Consider the following 23,636-nt stretch of genomic DNA (forward strand, 5'->3'; position numbering starts at 1 on the left):
GATTGTTGAGTAGTCCCGCGCCTTTTCCGTTCGTATCGAGCGAAGTCGAGATACGCTGGTCTCGCGCTGACGTGTCTAGACTTCGCTCGACACGAACGGGAGGGGAGGGAGCTAGACTACGGGGGAAGGCTTGTGGCCGGTTCAAGTCGTGCCCGTCCACGACCCACCCAGCGCGCGGAAGAGATCGACTTGCGCGAACGCCACGTCGCGGGTGGCGGCGGCGTACTCCGCCTCGGACTGGGCGAGGGTGCGTTGCGCATCCAGTACGTCGAGGGCATCGATCTGCCCCCGTCGTTGGCGGGCCAGGCCGACATTGGCCGCACGCTCGGCAGCGCTGCGGGCCGAGGCGAGGCGCTCCTTGCGCAGCAGGGCGTTGCGATAGTTTGACAGGGCCGTCTCGGTTTCCTCCAGCGCCCGCAGCACGGCGCCGTCGAACGTGGCGAGATCGGCTTCGGTATCGGCGCGCGCGGCCCCCATCCGGGCGCGGATACCTTCCTGGTTAGGAAAGGCCCAGGAGATCAGCGGTCCCAGCAGCCAGCGCAACGGTCCGCCGCCCAGAATATCTCCGCCGCCGATCGCCGTGGTGCCGATGGCCCCGCCTAGTGAAATCCGCGGGTAGAGGTCTGCCGTGGCGACGCCGATGCGCGCGGTGTCTGCCGCCAGCCGTCGCTCCGCCGCCTTCACATCGGGACGGCGCGCCAGCAGGGTGCGCCCATCGCCGACCGGGATCGGCCGGCCGACATCGGGCGTATCACGTCGGACACGCGCCGCCTCCGGCAGGTCCTGCGGGGAGCGCCCGGTCAGGGTCGCCAGGCGGAACAGCGCGCCGTCGCGCGCGGCCTGCAGCGCCGGGATCATGGCCGCCTGCTGCTCGCGCAATTGCGTCACGCGGATCACGTCCAGGCGCTGATTGAGGCCGCGTTCGAACCGCGCATTGGTGATGCGCTTCGATCGAGTGAGCAGGTCGACCGTGCTTTGCGCCACGGCGATCTGTTGCGCGGCGCTGGCGGCGTCGACATAGGCGCGCACGGTATCGGCCACCACCGTCACCCGCACCGCGTCGGCGTCTTCCTGCGCGGCGGAGAGATCGGCGCGGGACGCCTCGACGCCGCGCTTCACCCGGCCGAACAAGTCCAGCTCGTAGGAGATGTTGAACTCACCATCGACGACGCGGTTCTCCCGATCCATGCCAGGCAGCACCTGCATCGCGGAGGAGCGGTTCTGCCGGACCGAACCCTGAACCCCGGTCTGCGGCAGAGCCAGGTTGCGTGAACCGCGCAGCTGCGCGCGGGCCCGCTCGATCCGCGCCACCGCCACGCGTACGTCGGTGTTGGCGGCCAGGGCATCGCGGACCAGGCCGTCCAGCACCGGATCGTCATAGAGCCGCCACCAGTTGCCGTCGGGCTCGGCGGTCGACACCACCGGAGATGCGCTGCCGATGAACGGCGTGGCGGCGCTGGGCGGCGTCGCAGGGGCGACGAAGTCCGGCCCGACCGCGCAGGCGGAGAGCGCCGTGGCGGTCAGCAATGCCGCAAGGGATTGCTTCAACATGCTCATATCTCCTGTCACTCAGCCGGCAACGCGGCGGCGTCATGGCCGTGTGCGGTTTTGGGCGCGGGGCGTGCCTTGCGCCGCAGCCGCTCGGCCAGATTGCGGCACACGACGTAGAAGGTGGGAGTGAAGATCAGCCCGAACCCGGTCACGCCGACCATGCCGAAGAACACCGCCGTGCCCAGCGCCTGGCGCAGTTCCGCACCGGCCCCTTCGGCAATCACCAGCGGCACCACGCCCAGGATGAAGGCGAAGCTGGTCATCAGGATCGGACGCAGGCGCGTGCGGGCGGCGTGGACGGCGGCATCGATGGTGGACATGCCCTCCTCCTCCGCCTGCTTGGCGAACTCGACCACCAGGATCGCGTTCTTGGCCGCCAGCGCGATCAGCACGACGAGGCCGATCTGGGTCAGGATGTTGTTGTCCAGCCCCCGGATCTGCACGCCCAGCATCGCCGCGAACAGGCACATCGGCACGATCAGCACGATGGCCAGAGGCAAGGTCAGGCTTTCGTACTGGGCGGCCAGCACCAGGAAGACGAAGAACACCGCCATGCCGAACACGATGCCCGCGGTATTGCCCGCCGTGCTCTGCTGATAGGCGATGCCGGTCCACTCATGGCCATAGCCGGCAGGCAGGTTGGCGTCGGCGATGCGCTCCATCGTGGTCAGCGCCTGTCCGGTCGAATGGCCGGGGGCGACGCCGCCGTCCACCTCGATCGCGCGCTGCAGGTTGTAACGCACCACGCGGTAGGGGCCTGTCTTGTCCTCAAAGGTCGCCACGGAGCCCAGCGGCACCATCGCGCCGGTGACGGAGCGGGTCTTCAGGTTGGCGATGTCCGCCGTCGATCCGCGATAGGCCGAGTCCGCCTGCGCGGTGACGCGATAGGTGCGGCCCAGCAGGTTGAAATCGTTCACGAACGCGGAGCCGAGATAGACCTGCAACGCCTCGAACACGCGCTGCACCGGCACGCCCAGCATGTCCGCCTTGGCACGATCGACATCGGCAAAGACGCGCGGGGTCGCCGTGTTGAACAAGCTGTAGACCTGTTTCAGCTCGGGCGCCTGATTGGCCTCCTTCAGCAGCGGGGCGATGGCCTTCTGCAACTCGGCGTAGCCACGGCCCTCACGGTCCTGCACGATCATGCGATAGCCGCCGGCCGGGACGATGCCGTTGATGGTGGGCGGCGGCAGAAGAACGATCTGCGCCTTGTCGTAGCCCTTCATCGCGGCTTGCGCCTGTTCCATGATCTTGGCGTACGTCGCGCCGACCTTGGCCCGGTCCTCGAAGCTTTCAAACGGGAAGTAGATCGCGGCGGAATCGGGGGAAGCGGTGCGCGAAGGCCCGTGGAGCCCGGCGAACATCACCGCGCCGCGAATGCCCTTGATCGGCAGGATGCGGGCGGCCATTTCGCGCGCCACCTCGTCGGTGCGGGCGAGCGAGGAGCCCGGCGGCAGGAATGCGGCGGCCATGAAGTAGCCCTGGTCCTGCTGCGGCACGAAGCCGGAAGGCGTGGTCCAGAACAGGCCCAGCGTTGCCAGGATCAGCGCGGCATACGTCGCCATCATCCGCAGCGGGGCCTGCACCAGGCGGTGGGTCAGCCCGGCATAGCGCTCGCTCATGCGTTCGAACCCGTGGTTGAACTTGTCCCCGGCGGTCTGCACCCACTGCTTCCAGCGCGGTGCGGTCGTCGGCACGCGCTCACGATGCTTGAGCAGGATCGCGGCGAGGGCGGGGGACAGCGTCAGCGAGATCAGCAGCGAGATCACGGTGGCGGTAGAGATCGTCACCGCGAACTGCTGATAGAACGCGCCCGAGATGCCGCTGATGAACAGAGTCGGCACGAACACCGCGCACAGCACAAGCACGATCGCCACCAGCGCGCCGGACACCTCGTCCATGGAGCGCCGTGCCGCATCGATCGGGCGCATGCCGTCCTCGATATAGCGTTCCACGTTCTCGACCACGACGATCGCGTCGTCGACGACGATGCCGATCGCCAGCACCAGCCCAAACAGCGACAGGTTGTTGAGCGAATAGCCCAGCGCCGCCAGCATCACCGCGGTGCCGATCAGCGAGACCGGAATGGCGACGATCGGAATGATCGCGGCGCGCCAGTTCTGCAGGAATACCAGGATGACGATGACGACCAGCACCACCGCCTCGAACAAGGTGTGATACACCGCGTCGATCGACTGGCCGATGAACTCGGTGGGGTTGTAGATCACCGAATATTCCATGCCCTTGGGGAAGGACTTGGCCAGCGTATCCATCTGCCCGCGCACGGCCTCCGCCGCGGCCAGCGCGTTGGAGCCGGGCCGCTGCATCACCGCCATGACCACGGTGGGCTTGTTCGAAAGGTAGGTGTTGGTGCTGTAGTCCTGCGCGCCCAGTTCCACGCGGGCGACATCGCGCACGCGGACTTGGCGGCCATCGGGATCGGTGCGGACCACCACGTCCGAGAATTGTTCAGGCGTCTGCAGGCGCCCCTGCAGCTCCACGCCCACCTGATAGGCGTTGCCCTTGTCATAGGGCGGCGCGCCCAGCGCTCCGGCGGAAACCTGCACGTTCTGCGCGCGAAGGGCGGACACGATCTCTCCGGGGGTCAAGTCCATCGCGGCGGCGCGGCCCGGATCGATCCAGATGCGCATGCCGTAGTCGCGCGCACCATAGAGCCGCACGTCGCCCACGCCTTCCACGCGCGCCAGCTTGTCGCGCACCTGGGTCAGGGCATAGTTGGACAAGTAATCGCGCGGCAGGCTGCCATCGGGCGATTGCAGGTTCACCACCATCAGGAAGTCCGGCGAGGTCTTGTTGGTGACGACACCCAGCTGCTGCACTTCGGGCGGCAGGCGCGGCGTGGCGACGGCGACACGGTTCTGCACCAAGACCTGCGCGGCATCCAGATCCGTGCCGATCTTGAAGGTCACCGTGATCGTGGTCTTGCCGTCTCCCGTGGACTGCGAGTCCATGTAGAGCATATCATCGACGCCGTTGATCTCCTGCTCGATCGGCGCGGCGACGGTGTCGGCCACGGTTTCGGCGGAGGCGCCGGGATATTGTGCGCTCACCGTGACGGTAGGCGGCACGATGTTGGGATATTGAGAAACCGGCAGGCCGAAAAAGGCGAGCGCGCCCACCACGGTGATAATCACCGCGATGACGCCCGCGAAGATCGGCCGGTCGATGAAGAACCGGGAAAATCGCATGAGCTGTGTCCCTGCTGGGCGCGCCAGGGCGCCGGGGATTTATCTGGGTCGGGCTGAGAAGCGCGAGGTCAGTTCAAGGTCGCCTGCGCCGCCATCGGCGCGTTGGGATTTCCCGCCGGATCAGGCGGAGCCTTCGTAGGCGCGATCCGGCCGGGCTTGGCATCTACCTTTGATCCTGCGACCGCCCCGGCGAAGTTGCTGATCACCACGCGGTCATCAGGCGCAAGGCCGGACTGAATCACGCGCAATCCATTGACGAGGGGGCCCAGCTGCACCGGCTTGGCGGCAACCACGCCGTCCTTGCCGACCACCAGCACGACCTTGCGCGCCTGGTCGGACTGGACGGCCTGATCGGGCACCAGCATCGCGCGGACCTTGCCGCTTTCCGCCAGGCGCATGTTGCCGAACATTCCGGGCGTCAGGAAGCCATTGGGATTGGGCACCACCGCGCGGATGCGGATCGTGCCGGAGCGCGGATCGAGGCCATTGTCGGTAAAGTCGAGCCTGCCGTTCCAGCGATAGTCCGCCTCGTCCTGCAAGCGCACCTGCACGTCTGCGGCGGCTTGCCCGGCCTGCCGCTGGCGCTGCGTCTTGAGGAAGAGCGCTTCGGAGGCATCGAAGTTGAAGTAGATCGGATCGACCGCGTTGATCGTGGTCAGCAAAGTGGCGGTGGCCGCGCCATCGCCCGATACCAGGTTGCCGATGTCCACCTTGCGATCGGACACGCGGCCCGAAATCGGCGCGCGCACGGTGGCGAATTCCATGTCGAGCGAGCGGCGGTTGAGCCGCGCCTGCGCCCCTGCCAGCGCCGCTTCCGCCGCGCGCACCTTGGCGCGCAGCTGATCCACCTCGCTGGCGGCCATCGCCTCGTCCCCGGTCAGCCCGGCGACGCGGCCATAGTCTGACCGGGCGAGCGTCAGGGCGCTGCGGGCGGAGGCGACATCGGCCTGCGCCTCGGCCAGCGCGGCGCGGTACGGCCGGGGGTCGACCACGAACAGGGCCTGGCCCTGCCGCACGAAATCACCGTCATGGAACAGGATCTGCGTCACCGCGCCCGATACGCGCGGGCGAACCTCTACCGTGCGGCTGGGGGCGAAACGGCCCACGAAATCGTTCCATTCCGTCACTTCTCGCACCAGCGGCGCGGCGATCTGGACGACGGCGGGCGGTGGCGGCGCGGCATCGGCCTGCTGTCCGGACAACATCTTCCACCCGACGCCTGCCACCAGCAATACCGCGATCACGCTGATCGCGGTATTGCGGCGGCTTCGGCGCGGGCCTGCGGCGGGCTCCGCCGAAAGATGCCGCTCGTCAGTGGGCAGCGGAATTTTGACATGCGAGTTCACTGGCGATGCTCCGGCGAATAAGGTCTGTCCGCCGCCGTTTCGGCGCGGCAGCGGCAGGCAAGCCTCTGAGGCCGCGCCCCAGGGCACGACCTTGCAAGGCCGATCGATGGCACGCCCGGTAAGGGCGCAAGGATTGTTGTTATTTTCCGGAAGCTCAACAGCTGAGTGTCGAGGTTCCGCTCCCATGAGGATTACTATACCGCTTGGTATATAAGGCAGTCGCCGACAGCGTCAACCGGTTTTGTACCAGAAGGTAATCTATTTGCACGTTCTTTGTTACAACTGTGAACGGCATGTTCATGCTCAGCCTTGGCAAGTGGCGTATTTCCGGGCTTTGACCGGCTACGCTGGTCTTCGCTAAAAGCGCCTGATGACAGATCAGACAAACACCGCGCGCGATGGCATCCTCGATTCCGGGGGCTGGGTGCTCCAGGTCCACGGCGGTGCCGGCGCGATGCGGCGGGGCGAACTGGACTCGGCGCTCGAAACCGCCACGCGTGCGGGGCTGACGCAGGCCCTGGCGGCGGGCGCGGCGATCCTGCGCCAGGGCGGTGCGGCGCTGGACGCGGTGGAGGCCGCAGTGCGCGTGCTGGAAGATGATCCGGCGTTCAACGCAGGCCACGGCGCGGTCTTCACGGCGGACGGGACGATCGAACTGGACGCGGCGATCATGGACGGCACCACGCGTGCAGCCGGAGCCGTTGCCGGCGTCACCCGCGCGCGCAACCCCGTCACTTTGGCCCGCGCGCTGATGGAGCAGACGCCCCACGTTCTGGTGGCTGGCCCCGGTGCTGATCGCTTCGGCGAGGAAGTCGGCGTCGAGCAGGTCGATCCCACGTACTTCCACACGGCGGAGCGCTGGCGGCAGCTGGAAAAGATGCGCGAGCGTGGGCAGGGCAAGGCCGTTTTCGATGCCGACGTGAAGTTCGGCACCGTGGGCGCAGTGGCGCGCGACAGCCAGGGGCACCTCGCCGCCGCCACCTCCACCGGCGGCCTCACCGGCAAGCGTCCCGGCCGGGTCGGCGATTCGCCGGTGATCGGGGCGGGCACGTTCGCGGATGATCGGTCCTGCGCGGTATCGGCCACCGGCTCGGGCGAGTTCTACATCCGCGAAGGCGTCGGCCATGAGATCGGCGCGCGCATCCGCTTCCTGGGTGAAAGCGCGCAAGTGGCGGTGGACGTTGTGCAGGCGGAGACGAAAGCGCTGGGCGGGGAAGGCGGCCTGATCGCGATCGGCCATGATGGCGCGGCGGTCTGGTCGTTCAACACCCCCGGCATGTATCGCGGGCGCGTTGCCGCCGATGGCGAAATGACGGTGGCGATCTATGGGGATGAGTAGGGCGGCGGTCTGAGGGTTTCGGGTGCTGCGGTGTCTCGACTTCGCTCGATGCGAATGGAGGAATGGGGGCGGTAGCGGCTTCCCTGAAGTTCGTCATTGCCGCGAAAGCGTGAAACCATTTCCCGCCTGAAGCGGCCCGACCCTCACCCCAGCATCAGCATCGCCGGCAGGAGAAGGCCGAAAGCCGCCATCGCCTGCACCGCCTTGCGAAAGCGCACGTCGGCAACAGAGGGGATCGAAGCCAGCAGGATCATCGCCAGGCCGATCCAGAAGATCGCCACCAGCGGCGCGCCGTTGCCCAGGGCCTTGCGGGCGACGAAGGTCATGCCCAGCATGAACGGGCTGCCCCACACCACGCCATCCCACATTCGGTGCAGGCGTGGCTCCACATGGCCACGGCGGCGGCGCTTGCCCAACCAGATGAACACTCCGGTCGCGGAGATGCCGGTCAGCGCCGCGCCCAGAACAAGGTAGGCCAGCTTCACCGGCAGGCCGCCGAAATTGCCGAAGTGCAGCCCGTAGATCGATGCTCCGGCCTGCTGCCCGATCGCGCCATCGGACAAGCCGGCGATGCCCAGCAGCCGCCCGCGCGCGTCGTAGCGATAGCTTTCGCCAAAGATCAGCCGATGCGGGTGACGGGCCGAGACGACCACCTCCTGACCCAGCGTGCCCGGCTCATGAATGGTGACGTAGGTAGGCACCGCCTGCGGATAGGTGCGGGTGAAATTGGTGATCACGGCGGCGACATCGGCGGGCGGGGCGGGCTGCGCGTTCGGCTTGCCCTCCGGCCCGAACAGCGGGGCGTAGACCGCTTCCACGTTTCCGTCCTTGAATAGCGCGGCGAGGCCCATCGCGGTCACGCTGCCCAGCCCGATGATCGCGCCCGTCAGCGCCAGCGCGGTGGAGAAGGGCAGGGTCCAGACCGAGAGGCGGTTGTGCCAGTCCGCCAGGCCGACGCCGTTGCTGTCGCGCGCGCGCAAGTTGAAGGCGTCGCGGAAGACGCGGGGATGGGCGATGATGCCCGTCAGCGACAACGCCAGCAGCATCGCCCCCAGCGCGCCCACCACTGTCAGCCCGATGACGGACGGCAGGTTGAGCGTGTAATGCAGCGCGATCAGGAAGTCCGACCAGGCGATCTCTTCCGGCCCGGCGATCGTGCCGTCCGGGTTGAGGTGGACCGCGCCGGTGTCCGTGGTGATCGTGGCGCGCGGCAGGTCATCACCCGGCATGTGGACGAACAAGTGAGTGGTGGCGGGCTTGCCCTTTTCGCTTGCCAGCACCGCCTCCACGCCGCGTTGCACGGCTTGGGGGGCGATCGCCGGCATCTCGGGCGCGTCCCGCTGCTCCAGCCGCTGAAGCTCGGGATAGAACACGCTGATCGTGCCCGTCAGGCAGACGATATAAAGCAAGGCGCTGGTTAGCAGGCCGATCGCCGCGTGGGCGGAAAGCGCGCGCTTGACGCTGGAGGGTTCGGGCGCTGCCGTCATGAAAGCACTCCTAGCGCGAGACAGGGCCAAAGCGGAAGACTGGCGAAGGCGAGCAAGCGCAACTGCCCGCGCCGGTCGCTCTCCATCAGCAGCAGGTACGCCAGCACGGCCCAGGCCAGTGGGGTCAGCGTCAGCGCCAGGAAGAACGCGTTGGCTTCTCCCGCGCCGGTGAACAGCAGGAGGCTGGCCCCGGCCACGGCGATGCCGATCCCCAGAATACCCGCGATCAGCCCCACCATGATGAACGTCAGCACGCGCCCCATCAGGCGCAGCGGTTCGCCCCGCTCGGCGATGATGCCAGCGCGGCGGTTCGAGGCACGCATCTTGCCTGGGCGGGAGCGAAAGGCTGCCCAGGCGAGCAGCACCAAGGCGGCGCCCATCGTCCATAGCGCGGTGACCGAGGTGCCCCAGGCGCCCGCCGCCTGCCAGCCCAGCACGGCTCCGGTCAGGATCAGCAGCCAGCCCGCTAGGTTCAACGGATGCGAGCGGCGGTCCTGCTGCCAGGCATAGCGCAACACGCCCACGCCTAGCATTCCGGCAAGCGATCCGGTGAGGAGAACGCCGCCCAGCGCCATCAGAAGCGGTAGCTCACAGTGCCGAACACCTGCCGCTCTTCGCCCATGAAGCAATCGCCCCGCGCCAGGCAGGCGGAGTAGAAGCGCTTGTCCAGCAGGTTGGTGGCGTTGACCGAGAAGGTCCAGTGTTCGCGCCAACGCAGCTCCGCCAGCGCATCGACCAGTGTGTAGCTTGGCGTGCGCAGGCCATTGGGGAAAGCGGATTCGCTATAGGACTTGTTCGCTCCGGAATAGCGCGCGCCCCCGCCCAGCAGCAGCCTCAGTTCGTCCGACAGATCGAATGGACGCGAGGCCCACAGGGAGGCGTTGTACTTGGGCACGTTCTCCATCTGCTTGCCGATTTCATAGGCGTAGGTCGACTTGGACACCGCCGCGTCGTTGTAGCTGAAATTGGCGACGATCTGCAGGCCGCCGGGGAAGGTGGCGTTGCCTTCCACTTCGATGCCCTTGGAGGTGCTTTCGCCGACTTGGCGCTGGCCTCTTGTGAAGGCATTGGGATCGTTGGCCGTCGGGGCAGGGATCACAACATCGACCGGCGTGTTGGTCTGGGTGATATGATAGCCGGTGACTGTCAGGATTGCCCAATCGGTCGGATGTAACTTTACGCCTGCCTCGAACTGGCGACCGCGCTGCGGTTTGAAGACAGTGCGATCCACGGTGGTTCCGATGATCGGGTCAAAGCTTTGGGTAAAGCTGAAGAACGGTGAGACGCCCTTGGCCACATCGGCGATGATACCGGCCCGGAAGGTGGTGGCGCTTTCGTTCAAGGCGCGTACCCCGAAGCTGTCAGTCGTCACCTTGTCGCGCCGTGCGCCCAGCACGACCGAAACGCGATCGGCGAAACGGATCTGATCCTGAAGGTAAAAACCCAACTGCTTTTGAACAGTGTCGTCTGATAGATACGGGTTAGGTCCGACACCGCCGCCAAAATCCTGCAATGCGTTGTAATCGATATTGTAGATATCGATATATTCCTCGCCGAAAGTATCGACCTTGCGGACGCGGCTGCGACTGAAATCGACACCTGCCAGCAAGACGTGTTCGATCTGGCTGCCCGTGTTGAAGTTCCACTGCAGGTTGTTGTCGGTGGAGAAAATTTCCATCCGGGCGCGACTTGTCTGCCGGTAGTTGCCGATGATCCGCATCGCCGGATCAGGCACCGCGACGCCATTCGCGTCGACCTGTCCCGGCAGCACATAGGGGTTTAGCGGATTGGCGTAGCTGTTGGGATAGTGCGTGCGGTAATCCACGTCGCTATCGATGTAGCGGGCCTTGAGGCTGATCTTCACCGCATCGTTGAAGCGGTGGCTGATCATGCCGGTTCCTTGCAGCAGGCGGCCGTCGTAGCGGTCCCAGCCGGGCTTGCCGATGAACAGATCGTTGCGCAGCTTGCCGTTGGGATTCGGCAGAATCGTACCGACCAGCGGCAGGAACTGCGCGGTCGAGCCGCCGTCGTCCTCCTGATAAAGGCCGAGCAGCGTGACGTCGGTCTGGGCCGAGGGCCGCCAGGTGAGCGATGGGGCGATCATCACCCGATCGTCTTTCACGAAATCGGTCTGCGTATCGGCATCGCGCACGCGCGCGGCGATCCGGGCGGCCAGCGTGTCGCTCAGCGGGCCGGTGAGATCGGCCAGCACTTCCTTGCGATCGAACGACCCGTAGCGGACGGAAACCTCGCCGCCCGTCTCGAACTGCGGCGCCTTGGAGACAAGGTTGAACAGGCCGCCGATCGAACCCTGGCCGAACAGCACAGAGGCCGGACCGCGCACAAGCTGCACGGCCGAGAAGTTGTAAGGATCGGCCGGGATCGTGGCATAGAAGCTGAACACATCGCGCATGCCGTCGCGGAACTGCTGCGCGTTGACGCCGCGTACCTTTACGCCGTCGATCCGGCTGTCACGGCCATAGGGGTTGGTCTGAACGCCCGAGACATAGCGCAGCGTATCACTGACGGAGAGGGCGCCCTGCTGGGTGAACAGTTCATCGGTGACGATGGTGACCGGCTGCGGTGTCTGTAAGGCGGGGGTGTCGGTCTTGGTCATCGCGCCGCTGGCGGCCCGCGCACCGGTTACGATGATGGCGTCCGCCGGCTGCTCTTCTTCCGCGTGAGCGGGGAACGCAACGCCCAGAACAGTCAGCGCGGTTCCGCAAAGCGCGGTAAGACGAAGCCGGTGCATACAGGTATTTCCCTCCGTTGATTGCCCGCTCGATAATGCGAGTAACTCGCAATAACAAGAAGAGAGTTGTAGGCGGCACAACGGAAACAATTTGACACAAGTAACCATATGGGTTATACGGCTACGCATCCGGCTAGGCGATGATCACGCAGCGCCGGTGTTTCGAGCCGGCGCCGTGGGCGGAGAGATGCGACGAAATCGTGTCACGTTCCCCAGCGCTCGCGCGCAGGTATGTCGTGAAGGGACCGGCTCGACTTGCGAGCCCTACGGCTGGTCCCACATGTCTGCGTCAGGGCCGAGCCGAGGTTCCCACGCCATCGGCCGTTCGCACACGGTGGCTTTTCCCGCGCTCTCCAGCAAAGAGCGCCCCGGTGCCGGCTCGATGTCCGCCCCGTAAACCTTCTGGCGTTATCCCACGCTCGCCGGTGGGCGTCCGCGCTTGTCCGCTATCACGGACGGTGGCGGATCAGGCCTTCCTGGGTCATGCTGGCGATCATTCCGCCATCCTGCGTGAAGATCGTCCCTCGCGCCAAGCCTCGACCATGCCCCGACCAGGGACTGTCCATGGTATAGAGCAGCCATTCGCCCAGCGGCGGCGTCTCATGAAACCAGATCGCGTGGTCCAGGCTGGCGGACTGGATATCTGGAGAGGACCATCCTTTTTCATGGGGCAGCAGCGCGGTGTTGATGAGGCCGTAGTCGCTCACGAGCGCCAGCGCGGTCCGCGCTTGTATTTCGTCTAGCCCGGCGGGCAGGCGGAACCAGGCGCACTGGCTGGGAAGGCCGGGCATCCCGACTGACGGATCGGCCCCCTTCGCGTCGATCTGGCCCACACGCATGTCCAGCGCGAGCGCAAGGTCGCGAAAAGGCCAAGGTAACGTTCCCATCGCCGCCGTAAGAAAGTCGGCCAGCGGCTTGGCAGCCTCCGGGCCGGGCGGTTGCGGCATCGGGCCGCGATAAGCCAGGCCCTTTTCAGGCCGCTGGAACGAGGCTGCCAGGTTCAGGATCGGCCGTCCGTCCTGCAAGGCGACGACCCGGCGATTGGCGAAAGTGCCGCCATCGAAATCGCGGATGACCCGGTAGATCACGGGGCGCGTGATGTCACCGGCGCGCAGGAAATAGGCATGAAGCGAGTGGGCGGCCCGGCCCGGTTCCACAGAGGCGACGGCTGACGCCAGTGCCTGCGCGATCACTTGCCCGCCGTAGATCCTGCCGCCTTCTTCGGGCCGCGCCGCGCCGCGATAGAAGTCGGTATCCAGTTCCTCCACTTCTAGAAGGCGCTGAACCTCGAAGACGGAAGCTTCCTGCTCGTTCACGATACCTGGCCCTTTGCCTCGCCGTGATGTTCGCGCAGCCAGTCCTGTGCCTGCTGCTCGATCGAACCCAGCTCTTCCAGCGTCTGTTCGATGGCCTGCTTCTGTTTGGCAAGCTCCGATCGGCGTTTGGCCACCTTGGCGATCAATTGGCGCACCTGGGCGTGATGCTCGGGATCGACATCGTAGAGGTCCAGGAACTCGGCGATTTCGCGAATGCTGAAGCCCAGCCGCTTGCCCCGCAGGATCAGCTGCATCCGCCCGATCTCTCGCCGCGAATAGATGCGGGTGGTGCCCACGCGTTGCGGCGCGATCAGGCCCTTGTCTTCATAGAAGCGCAAGGTGCGCATCGTGACGCCCAGCTCGGTGGCCGCTTCCTGGATGCCGAGCAGATCGGCGGGCGCGTCCGGCGCCGTTTCCGCTAGGGTCACAAAACGCCCTGAGCGGCAGCGCGCCGTGCGGCTTCTTCGGCCACCAGCTCTTTCTTCGATAGCTTGCCGACCATGGTCTTGGGCAGGCTGGGCCTGAATTCTATGCTGGAGGGCATTTCGATCTTGCTGATCCGCGTCTTGAGGAATTCCATCAACTCCTCTTCGCCGACAAGATCACCTTGATGCAAGGCCACGAATGCCTTGGGTGACTGTCCCCGATAGGGATCGGGCACACCGATCACCACGGCCTCGGCCACGCTGGGATGCTCGTACAGCGCATCCTCGATCATGCGGGGATAGACGTTGTAGCCGCTGCACAGGATCAGGTCCTTGATGCGATCGACCAGAAACAGGTAGCCGTCCTCATCCAGGTAGCCGACATCGCCGGTGCGCAGCGCGCCATAGATAAAGGTGGCTTCCGTATCCTTGGGGCGGTTCCAGTAGGCCTTCATCACTTGCGGCCCCCGGGCGCAGACTTCGCCACGCTCGCCCTGCTTCATCACGCGATGAATGTTCTCGGGGTCGCGGATTTCGATGGCGGTGCCGGGGAAAGCAGGTCCGCAGGAATTCTCCTTGACCAGTCCTTCCAGTGGATTGCAGGCGATGATCGGGCTGGCTTCGGACAAGCCATAGCCTTCCACCACGCGCACTCCGGTCTTCGCTTCAAACTTCTGGCGAATGTCCAGCGGCAGAGGCGCGCCACCCGAAATGCAGACCCGCACCTGATCGAACTCGCCATGCAGCTCGACGTTGTTGAGCGCGGCATAAAGCGTGGGCACGCCAAAGAATTGCGTGGGCTTCACCCGCTTGGCGGTTTCCAGGAAGGACTTCATCTCGAAGCGGGGCAGCAGGATCATCTCGGCGGCGGTATCGACCGAGTAGTTCAGCACCGTGGTCAGCGCGAAGACGTGGAACATCGGCAGCACGCCCAGCGTCCGCTCCTGCGTTTCGGGCAAATGGCCGACGTGCGCGATCATCTGCGCCGAATTGGCGGCGAGGTTGGCGTGAGTCAGCATCGCGCCCTTGGGAGTGCCGGTGGTGCCGCCGGTATATTGCAGCACCGCCAGATCGCAGGGGTCCTGCACCACCGGGTCCGGATCGGCCTGGCGGGCAATCAGATCGTGGAACCGCACGAAGCGCAGATCATGTGGCTCATGCGCGATATCCTTGCGCTTAAGCAGGCGATAGGCGGTGCCCTTGATCGCGGGCAGGACACCGGCGATCGGGCAGACTACCACGCGGTGCAGGCTGGTCTTGCCGATCAGCGGCTCGATCTTGGGGAGGGACATGGCAAGGTCGGAGGCGATCATCACCTCCGTCCCGCTGTCCACCACCTGGTGCTCCAGCTCCCGCTCGGTATAGAGTGGGTTGAAGTTTACCACGACGCCGCCGATCCGCAGAATCGCGAAGTAGCAGATGACATAGTAGGGCGTATTGGGCAGGCAGAGCCCGACCCTCATTCCCGGCCGCACTCCCAGATCCTGCAGACCCCGAGCCGCTCGGCGAGAGAGTTCGCCGATCTCACGATACGTCCACTTGCGACCCATGAAGTCGACCGCGGGCCAAGCGCCATGGCGGGCGACCGCATGGTCGAGCAAATCGGTGAGGAGCCGCGGCGCGATCGCCGGCATCTCATCAAGCGGTGCCGAGGGGGTACCAAGGTCAGCCGGCTCGCGAGGGCCGGCGTTGTGCGCCGCGGCCGCCATTAGAACGCCATCCTTGCGCCGAGCGAGAAGACCAGCGCGGATGCATCGCGCAACTCGCCGTTGGTGATCACCGGCGTCTGCGCCGCGGTGCCGGCATAGGCCGCCGTGATCCGGTCGATCGGCGCATCCTTGAACGTGATGTAGCTGGCGGCGGCGTCCACCGTGATCGCGCTGCTGGCCTTGATGCTGGTGCCGGCCGAGAAGTTCCAGCGGTTGCTGTCCGGCACACGGGCGTCACGATCGCCATCGCGGGTGGGGGTGTTGCCGTGCTGGATGCCGGCGCGCACGGTCAGGTCCGGGTTGACGTCGTAATCGGCACCGAACGCATAGGTCCAGCTTTTCTTGTAGTTCTCAGGGATAGCGGCATTCACCGGAGCGCCCAGCCGGATCGCGTCGAACTTGCTCCAGCCATAGCGGATCACCTGGCCGTTCAAGGTCAACTGCGGCGTTGCCTTCACCCGGACGCTGCCGATCGCCTGCCACGGTGTGCGGAAAGAAGCGCTGGTGTCGATAGAACGATTCTGGCCGGCGAGCGGGCCCAGCAGGCCTTCCGTGGTGATCGAACCGTCCAGCTTGTGCTTGATGCTGGACTTGTAGGCCAGGCCCAGCGTCACCGGACCGCCACGATACTGCGCACCGGCTGACCAGCCGAAGTCCCAGCCGTTGCCCTTCAACTGCTGGCGGCCGTCGGGCAGCGCAGGCGACAAGTTGGGCAGGTAATTGCTCAGCGTGGCATCGGCATACTCCGCGTTTAAGGCCGCGCCGATGCTGAGCTGCGGCGTCACCATGAACGCTACTGAAGGCTGAATATCGAAAGTGCGCAGCTTGGTCTTGTCCGCGCTATACCGCGCCCAGCTTTCGGCATCGTAGTCCGTGGTGAAATTGTAAGGTGCGCTCACCGCCAGACCGAAAGCCACGCGGCCCATGCCATAGGCGACCGCACCAGAGGGCAGCACACCCTTATTGATTGGGTTGCGGGCGACGGGATCACCGCCGACCGGGGCGGGGCGCTGGCCGGGGCGGACGATCACGGTGCCGTTGTCCACCACCTTGCCGCGCGGGATGATGGCGCTGGCGTGGATCGCCGCTTCGCCGCCTTCCATGCCGCCGATCGAGGCGGGGTTCCACCACAGCGAGTCTACGCCGGTATCGGCCGCCTCGCCCGAGAACGCCCGGCCCTGGGCGCGGACAGACTGCTCCTGCAGATAGAAGGCCTGCGCACTGGCTACGGTGCTGATGCCGAAGGCGAGCGCGGTGGCTGCGGTTCCGGCGAGGATGCGCCCCTTGCTGGTATTCATTCGGTTCTCTCCTGAGTTCCCTGATTTTTTAAAAGCTTGAACGACCCGAGGTATTTACTTGATCCGCGTCCAGGTCTGCGTCTTGCAAAGCGGCCAGACGATGCAGCCCTTTAGCTTTAGCGTATCGGCGCCGGCCGGGGTGATCGTCGCCTTGTAGGTGCCGCCGTCTTCCGGATTGTAGATGGTGCCGCCGTCCCACTGCTTGGCGCTGCCGGTAAATCCGCCCAAAAGCTGCAGACCCTTCAGCTTGCGACTGCGCTTGGCGGTGTCCTTGTTCTTCTCGTCCAATAAGTTGGGGTTGGTGCGAAGGTTCTGGGAATCGATCAGGCGGCCACAGATCGAGGTGCCGCACTTGGTGATTTCCACCACACCGTTGCGGCTGGGCGTGCGCCACTTGCCAAGCACCATTTCAGGCCCGGCGGCGAGCGCCGGAACCGCGACCAGCGTAGCTGCCAGCCCCAGGGATGCCATCGCCAGCGACGAGGAGTTCAATATCTTCATGCAGCTGTCCTTCGCTCTCCATTGTGCCGGCGGTGCCTCCTCGTTTTCTTGAGGAATCCACCTGTGCTTGCCGGCTTCGAGAATCGGTCTAGCGCAAAAATTGCTTGACGTATAGGGAAAGTAGCGCACCTTTAGAGGCGAGATTGAGCGGCGAGAATCGCGAAGACCGTCCGCGCCGAGGAGAGTTGCATGCAAAGCGTCGTTATTGCCGGTTATGCCCGGTCCCCTTTCCATCTTGCCAACAAGGGCGCGCTGACTAAGGTCCGTCCTGATGATCTGCTGGCACAGGTCATTCGCGGCCTGATCCAGAAGACCGGCCTGGAAGCTTCCGACATCGAGGATGTCATCGTCGGCTGTGCATTCCCTGAGGGGGAGCAGGGTCTCAACGTGGCGCGTCTGGCAGTGCTGCTGGCAGATTTGCCGATCAGCGTGGGCGGCATGACGGTGAACCGTTTCTGCGGTTCCTCAATGAGCGCGGTGCAGATCGCGATGGGCCAGATCGCCATCGGCGCGGGTGAGGTGTTCGTTTGCGCCGGTGTCGAATCCATGACCCGCGTGCCGATGATGGGCTTCAATCCGATGCCCAATCCCGAGCTTGGCAAGAAGAGCGCGGCCTACATGTCGATGGGCGAGACGGCTGAGAACGTCGCCAGCAAGTACCAGATCGCGCGTGGCGAGCAGGAGGCCTTCGCGGTAGAAAGCCAGAAGCGCGCTGCGGCCGCACGCGATGCGGGCCGGTTCGCCGACGAAATCGTGCCGATTCAGACCAAGGCCGGGCTGGTCAGCGAGGATGGTGCGATCCGGGGCGATACCAGTGCAGAAGCGCTGGCTGCCTTGAAGCCCGCGTTCGATGCGCAAGGTTCCGTAACGGCGGGCACGTCATCGCCGGTAACCGATGGCGCGGCGGCGGTTCTGGTCACCACAGAGGAATACGCCCGGGCGCATGGCCTGCCGATCCTGGCGCGCATCAAGTCGGTCAGCGTATCGGGCTGCGCGCCTGAAACTATGGGGCTGGGTCCGATCCTGTCGAGCCAGAAGGCGCTGCAACGCGCCGGCATCGAGGCGAAGGATCTCAGCGTGGTCGAACTGAACGAGGCGTTCGCCAGCCAGGCGCTGGCCTGCATCCGCGACCTTGGCGTCGATCCGGCCAAGACCAACATCGACGGCGGGGCGATCGCGTTGGGTCATCCGCTGGGCGCCACGGGCGCGCGGATCGTCGGCAAGGCGGCATCGCTGCTGAAGCGTGAAGGCGGCAAGTATGCGCTGGCCACCCAGTGCATCGGCGGCGGTCAAGGCATCGCGACCGTTCTGGAGGCTGTCGACTGATGAGTGCCACCATCAACAAAGTGTGCGTGATCGGTGCCGGTACGATGGGCGCGGGGATCGCCGCGCAAGTCGCCAACGCCGGTGTTCCGGTGCTGCTGCTGGATATCGTGCCCAAGGACGGCGGCAATCGCAACGCCATCGCCGAGGGCGCAGTGGCCGGGATGCTCAAGACCGACCCTGCGCCATTCATGAGCACCCGCGCCGCCAAGCTGGTAGAGACCGGCAATATCGAGGATCACCTTGGCAAGATCGCCGAGTGCGACTGGGTGATCGAGGCCGTGATCGAGCGCCTGGACATCAAGCAGGCCCTCTATGCCAGGATCGAAGAGGTTAAGCGGCCCGGCACGGCGGTGTCTTCCAACACTTCCACGATCCCGCTCGCCCATCTGGTCGAGGGACGGTCGGACGCCTTCAAGCGCGATTTCCTGATCACCCACTTCTTCAATCCGCCGCGCTACATGCGGCTGCTGGAAATCGTGGCCGGACCGGATAGCGATCCGGCCGTGGTCGACAAGGTTCAGGCCTTTGCCGATGTGGCGATGGGCAAGACCGTGGTGCGCGCCAAGGATACGCCCGGTTTCATCGCCAATCGCATCGGCACGCTTTGGATTCAGCTGGGCATCAACGAAGCGATGGATCGCGGCCTTACCGTGGAGGAAGCCGACGCGGTGGCGGGCAAGCCGATGGGCGTGCCCAAGACCGGCATTTTCGGGCTGGTCGATCTGGTGGGCATCGATCTCATGCCGCATTTGAAGGCCAGTCTTACCGGCACCCTGGCCAAGGACGATCCCTATCAGGCGATTGCCCGCGATATTCCGCTGATCGAAAAGATGATCGCCGACGGCTACACCGGTCGGAAGGGCAAGGGCGGCTTCTATCGCGTGAACCGTGAAAAGGGAAAGCAGCTCGAAGCCATCGACCTGGCCAGTGGCGCGTATCGGCCCAAGGCCAAGGTGACCGGTGTCTCTGGCGCGGCGGCGAAGGGCGATTTGCGCGCTCTGGTCGAAACCAAGGGCAAGCTGGGTGACTATGCCTGGGCCCTCATGTCGGGAACGCTGGCCTATGCCGCATCTCTGGTGCCCGATGCGGCGGACGATGTCGTCGCGATAGATGATGCGATGCGGCTGGGGTACAACTGGAAGGCCGGGCCGTTCGAGATGATCGACAAGCTTGGCGCGCAGTATTTCGCCGAGCGCTTGTCCGCCGAAGGCAAGCCGGTTCCGGCACTGCTGACGCTGGCGGGCGATCGGGCGTTCTATCGCGTCGAGAACGGCAAGCGCCAGTTCCTGGGCCGTGATGGCGAATACCACGATATCGTCCGCCCCGAAGGCGTGCTGCGTCTGGCCGACTTCAAGCTGAGCGCGAAACCGCTGCTCAAGAATGCCTCCGCCGCCCTCTGGGACGTGGGCGATGGCGTCGCTTGCCTGGAGTTCACCGGCAAGATGAACGCCCTCGACGGTGAGGTGATGAAGCTGATCGGGCAGGCGATCCCGCTGGTGGCGCAAGGCTACAAGGCGATGATCGTCTACAATGATGCCGACAGCTTCTCGGCAGGCGCGAATCTGGGCCTAGCCATCTTCGCGGTGAACATCGCCGCATGGAGCGAGATCGAGAAGCTCGTGGCTGGTGGGCAGATGGCCTACAAGGCGCTGAAGTATGCGCCGTTCCCGGTGGTCAGCGCGCCTGCGGGCATGGCGATAGGCGGCGGTTGCGAAATCCTGCTGAACTCCGACGCGGTGCAGGCCCATGCCGAGCTTTACACCGGCCTGGTGGAATGCGGCGTCGGCCTGATCCCCGGCTGGGGTGGTTGCGGCGAAATGTTGGACCGTGCCCGCAACGCGCCGGGCATGCCCAAGGGGCCGATGCCCGCGGTGGCCAAGGTGTTCGAAACCATCTCCACCGCCACCGTCAGCAAGTCGGCCCAGCAGGCCAAGGAACTCATGTTCCTGCGCCCCGAAGACGGCATCACCATGAACCGTGACCGCTTGCTTCACGACGCCAAGCGCAAGGCGCTTTCGCTGGTCGAGGGCTACAAGCCGCCCGAGCCGCCGACGTTCCGCCTCCCCGGTGAGAGCGGTCACACCGGTCTCAACATGGCGGCCGAGGGCTTCCACAAGCGCGGCATGGCGACCGACTACGACATGGTCGTTTCCGACGCTTTGGCAACGGTGCTGTCCGGCGGCGACGCCGACACCGTGGACATCGTGACGGAGGCCGACCTGCTGACGCTGGAACGCCAGAACTTCATGCGGCTGGTACGCGACAAGCGGACCGTGGCCCGGATAGAGCAGATGCTGGAAACCGGCAAGCCGCTGCGGAATTGAGGACGAAAGCGGAGCGCGCAACCCAACTGCCACCTTCAGACGAGGGCAGGGGACGGGCGCTCCCAAGGAGAATGACATGCAAGTCTACGAGGCACCCCTTCGCGACATGAAGTTCGTCCTGCACGAACTCCACAACGACGATGGCTTCGGCAATCTCGAAGCATTGGCGGAATTCACGCCCGACCTGACAGACGCCATCCTGGAAGAAGCCGCCAAGGTGGCGCAGGAAGTGCTGCTGCCGCTCAATCGCGGTGGTGACGCGGAAGGCTGCATCCTGGAAAACGGCGTGGTTCGCACGCCCACCGGATTCAAGGAAGCTTACGCGATGTTCCGCGACGGCGGCTGGTGCGCGCTTGCTTCCGATCCGCAGTGGGGCGGGCAGGGCCTGCCGGAATCGGTCAACAAGATGACCGAGGAGATGATCTGTGCTGCGAATGTCTCGTTCAGCCTCTACCCCGGCTTGACCCACGGCGGCACCACCGCGATCGAGGGCCATGCCAGCGACGAGCTGAAGCAGCGCTTTCTGCCCAAGATGGTCTCGGGTGAATGGTCCGGCACGATGTGTCTTACCGAATCGCACTGCGGCACCGACCTTGGCCTGTTGCGCACGCGCGCGGTTCCGCAGGATGACGGCAGCTACAAGCTGACCGGCTCCAAGATATTCATCTCGGCCGGTGAGCATGATCTGACCGAGAACATCATCCACCTGGTGCTGGCCCGCATGCCGGATGCACCGGCGGGCGTGAAGGGCATCAGCTTGTTCCTGGTGCCCAAGTATCTGCCCAAGGACGATGGTTCCGTCGGTCCTGCCAACGGTGTCTCGGTCTCGGCGATCGAGCACAAGATGGGCCTCAAGGCTTCGGCCACATGCCAGCTGAACTTCGACGATTCCGTGGGCTGGCTGGTTGGCAAACCGCACAAGGGCATGGAAGCCATGTTCACGATGATGAACACCGAGCGTGTTTCGGTCGGCGTTCAGGGCCTGGGCGTCGGCGAAGCGGCGTATCAGTCCGCCGTGTACTACGCCAAGGACCGGTTGCAGGGCCGCTCGCTATCGGGCGTGAAGAACCCCGGCGGCCCGGCGGACCCGATCATAGTTCACCCCGATGTGCGGCGCATGTTGATGACGATGCGCGCCTACAACGAAGGTTGCCGCGCCATCACCGCCTGGGTCAGCCGCGCACTCGATGCCGAAAAGCATGCGACCGATCCGGAAGCGAGACAGCGGGCCGAGGATTTCGTCGCGCTGATGACGCCGGTGGTGAAGGCGCTCTTCACCGACCTGGGTTTCGAAAGCGCGAACCTGGCTGTTCAGGTCTATGGGGGCCATGGCTACATCGCGGAAAGCGGGGTCGAGCAATATGTGCGCGATGCCCGGATCGCGATGATCTATGAAGGCACGAACGGCATCCAGGCGCTGGACCTCGTCGGCCGCAAGCTGCCCGCGCACATGGGCCGCTACTTGCGCAGCTTCTTCCACCCGGTCTCGACCTTCATCGAGGCGAACAAGGCGGACGCCGATCTGGGCAAGATGGTCGAAGGTCTGGAGAAGGCGTTTGGCGCCCTCCAGCTTTCCACCGCGACAATAGCCGAGCGAGGTATGCGCGATCCTGAAGAAGCCGCCGCGGCCGCCACCGATTACACCCGTCTGCTCGGGCTGGTGGCGATGGGGTATTGCTTCGCCAAGGCAGCCTTCGTCGCACAGACGGCTTTGAAGGGAGGCACGGACGAGGCCGACTTCTACAAGGCCAAACTGGCCACCGCGCGTTTTTTCTTCGATCGCATCCTGCCCCAAGCGACTTCGGCATTCCTGGCGATCAAGAGCGGCAAGGCATCTATGATGGCATTGGAAGCCGCAGCGTTCTAAATCTGCGAAGCGGGCGGCGCACTCTGTTCGATCGAACGGATGCGCCGCTCGACCGCTTGGAAAATAGCGTCCAGGTCGGCGATATCAGCATCGATCATCTCGTCCCACTCCGCCAACGTCGCCGCCAGGGCCTGATGGGCAAGAGCGGAGTGCGCGCTGCGTGAAGGCGGCGTGGGAGCGCGGTGCGGCCATGAGTGACCGCTCGCGTTGTTGAACAGCCATGCCACCCCGCCCAGCGCCACAGCATTCGCAAAGATCGTAACGAGATGGAGCGCGTTCCACTTGTCCGGACCCGACGCGGCAAGGGCGTAGAGCAAGGCGCAGGCGCCACCGGGCGGATGCATGCAGCGCGCCACGCTCATCGCGGCGATCGCCAAACCCACGGCCAGACTTCCCGCCATCAGCGGCATGCCGATCAGATGTCCGCATAGCAGTCCGACGCAGGCAGACAGCACGTTGCCGCCGATCAGCGGCCAGGGCTGAGCCAAGGGGCTGGCTGGCACAGCGAAGATCAGTACGGCCGACGCCCCTGCCGGCGCGACCAGCCAAGGCAGAGTGGCCGTCGTGGCCCCCCAGAGGATCACCCCGATCCCGCCCGCGATGGCAATGCCCAGCATCCCGCCAATCGCGCCGCGCCAGGCGGTTCCATGCTGCGGGAGGTGCGGCGCGGGAAAGCGCAGGGAAGGGATGGGCTTGGTAACGGACACGATCGGCTCTCCCTGTTTCGAGGGCAGCGCATAGCGATGGCCGATGGGCTGAACCAGTCTCCCGATCTCGCGGAGTGGCTGAATCCCGTCATTTTTTCGGGGTTTGGTTTTGCTATGAAACTTTTTTGAAATTGGTGTTTGACCGACTCGTTATCGTTGCCTATACGGCGTTTCACCGGACGGGACGTTGCTTTCAACGGCATGTTTAGTTTGGTCGCCGACATGACGGACAACTGAGTTCCCCACCTAGAAAGCGGGGGATGGCTGGTTGTCCGGCTTTACTGTTCGGTGGAGATGGTTGCTGGTATGATCTGGCGGTTATTTCGTGTTCTTTGACATTGTTGGTTTAGATGAAGGGACATGTGGGCGACGGCGCCTGGTCTTGGGGGTCTTTGGGCTCCGGGTACCAGTTACAAACAAGTCGATGCCTTTAAGATGTTTTGCTGCGGGGTCATTTATGGCTTTGTGGTTTGGCATTG

At 65.0% G+C, this 23,636-nt stretch carries 16 protein-coding genes; 4 read left to right on the forward strand and 12 right to left on the reverse strand.

Annotation, left to right across the window (positions count from 1 at the left end; translation table 11 throughout):
- Positions 1-141 precede the first annotated feature (141 nt).
- From GGR39_RS07095 to GGR39_RS07105, 3 genes are all read right to left on the reverse strand, one after another.
- Positions 142-1,551 (reverse strand): efflux transporter outer membrane subunit, encoded by a 1,410-nt coding sequence (locus GGR39_RS07095; protein WP_183616448.1) that lies wholly within the window; start codon positions 1,549-1,551, stop codon positions 142-144.
- A gap of 14 nt (positions 1,552-1,565) precedes the next feature.
- Complete coding sequence (locus tag GGR39_RS07100) at positions 1,566-4,760, reverse strand: efflux RND transporter permease subunit (RefSeq protein ID WP_183616449.1); 3,195 nt, start codon at positions 4,758-4,760, stop codon at positions 1,566-1,568.
- A 68-nt stretch (positions 4,761-4,828) separates the two neighbouring features.
- Positions 4,829-6,106, reverse strand: coding sequence for an efflux RND transporter periplasmic adaptor subunit (locus GGR39_RS07105; protein ID WP_425490586.1), 1,278 nt, complete (start codon positions 6,104-6,106; stop codon positions 4,829-4,831).
- 370 nt (positions 6,107-6,476) lie between these two features.
- On the opposite strand from GGR39_RS07105, the gene GGR39_RS07110 reads away from it, so the two are divergent.
- Entirely contained in the window at positions 6,477-7,445 is a 969-nt protein-coding gene (locus tag GGR39_RS07110; RefSeq protein ID WP_183616450.1) for an isoaspartyl peptidase/L-asparaginase family protein, read from the forward strand.
- 143 nt (positions 7,446-7,588) lie between these two features.
- On the opposite strand, the gene GGR39_RS07115 is transcribed toward GGR39_RS07110, so the two are convergent.
- From GGR39_RS07115 to GGR39_RS07150, 8 genes are all read right to left on the reverse strand, one after another.
- Positions 7,589-8,932 (reverse strand): PepSY-associated TM helix domain-containing protein, encoded by a 1,344-nt coding sequence (locus tag GGR39_RS07115; RefSeq protein ID WP_183616451.1) that lies wholly within the window; start codon positions 8,930-8,932, stop codon positions 7,589-7,591.
- Complete coding sequence (locus tag GGR39_RS07120; protein ID WP_183616452.1) at positions 8,929-9,507, reverse strand: hypothetical protein; 579 nt, start codon at positions 9,505-9,507, stop codon at positions 8,929-8,931. Before GGR39_RS07120 ends, GGR39_RS07115 begins: the two co-directional genes overlap by 4 nt.
- Positions 9,507-11,684 carry a TonB-dependent siderophore receptor gene (locus GGR39_RS07125; RefSeq protein ID WP_183616453.1) on the reverse strand — a complete coding sequence of 726 codons (2,178 nt, stop codon included), beginning with the start codon at positions 11,682-11,684 and terminating at the stop codon, positions 9,507-9,509. Before GGR39_RS07125 ends, GGR39_RS07120 begins: the two co-directional genes overlap by 1 nt.
- 449 nt (positions 11,685-12,133) lie before the next feature.
- On the reverse strand, positions 12,134-13,000 hold the full coding sequence (locus GGR39_RS07130) for an acyl-CoA thioesterase domain-containing protein (RefSeq protein WP_183616454.1): 867 nt from the start codon (positions 12,998-13,000) through the stop codon (positions 12,134-12,136).
- Entirely contained in the window at positions 12,997-13,428 is a 432-nt protein-coding gene (locus GGR39_RS07135) for a MerR family transcriptional regulator (RefSeq protein WP_425490587.1), read from the reverse strand. Before GGR39_RS07135 ends, GGR39_RS07130 begins: the two co-directional genes overlap by 4 nt.
- Positions 13,425-15,059, reverse strand: coding sequence for a long-chain-fatty-acid--CoA ligase (locus GGR39_RS07140; RefSeq protein ID WP_183616538.1), 1,635 nt, complete (start codon positions 15,057-15,059; stop codon positions 13,425-13,427). The genes GGR39_RS07135 and GGR39_RS07140 overlap by 4 nt, the downstream gene beginning before the upstream one ends.
- Before the next feature lie 74 nt (positions 15,060-15,133).
- A complete protein-coding gene (locus tag GGR39_RS07145) occupies positions 15,134-16,432 on the reverse strand; it encodes an OmpP1/FadL family transporter (protein WP_183616455.1) in 1,299 nt (432 codons plus the stop codon).
- A gap of 54 nt (positions 16,433-16,486) precedes the next feature.
- On the reverse strand, positions 16,487-16,933 hold the full coding sequence (locus GGR39_RS07150) for a DUF2147 domain-containing protein (RefSeq protein WP_183616456.1): 447 nt from the start codon (positions 16,931-16,933) through the stop codon (positions 16,487-16,489).
- Positions 16,934-17,122: 189 nt separating this feature from the next.
- Here GGR39_RS07150 and GGR39_RS07155 point away from each other — a divergent pair, with 189 nt between their 5' ends.
- The 3 genes from GGR39_RS07155 (at position 17,123) to GGR39_RS07165 (ending at position 22,450) form a co-directional block, all read left to right on the forward strand.
- Positions 17,123-18,259, forward strand: a complete 1,137-nt coding sequence (locus GGR39_RS07155) for a thiolase family protein (protein WP_183616457.1) — start codon at positions 17,123-17,125, stop codon at positions 18,257-18,259.
- Positions 18,259-20,583 (forward strand): 3-hydroxyacyl-CoA dehydrogenase/enoyl-CoA hydratase family protein, encoded by a 2,325-nt coding sequence (locus tag GGR39_RS07160; protein ID WP_183616458.1) that lies wholly within the window; start codon positions 18,259-18,261, stop codon positions 20,581-20,583. Before GGR39_RS07155 ends, GGR39_RS07160 begins: the two co-directional genes overlap by 1 nt.
- A gap of 76 nt (positions 20,584-20,659) precedes the next feature.
- Positions 20,660-22,450 (forward strand): acyl-CoA dehydrogenase C-terminal domain-containing protein, encoded by a 1,791-nt coding sequence (locus GGR39_RS07165; protein WP_183616459.1) that lies wholly within the window; start codon positions 20,660-20,662, stop codon positions 22,448-22,450.
- Here GGR39_RS07165 and GGR39_RS07170 read toward each other — a convergent pair.
- Positions 22,447-23,157, reverse strand: coding sequence for an HPP family protein (locus tag GGR39_RS07170; protein ID WP_343055808.1), 711 nt, complete (start codon positions 23,155-23,157; stop codon positions 22,447-22,449). The genes GGR39_RS07165 and GGR39_RS07170 overlap by 4 nt on opposite strands.
- Positions 23,158-23,636: the final 479 nt, after the last annotated feature.

Source organism: Novosphingobium fluoreni (genome assembly GCF_014196615.1).
Classification (GTDB): domain Bacteria; phylum Pseudomonadota; class Alphaproteobacteria; order Sphingomonadales; family Sphingomonadaceae; genus Novosphingobium; species Novosphingobium fluoreni.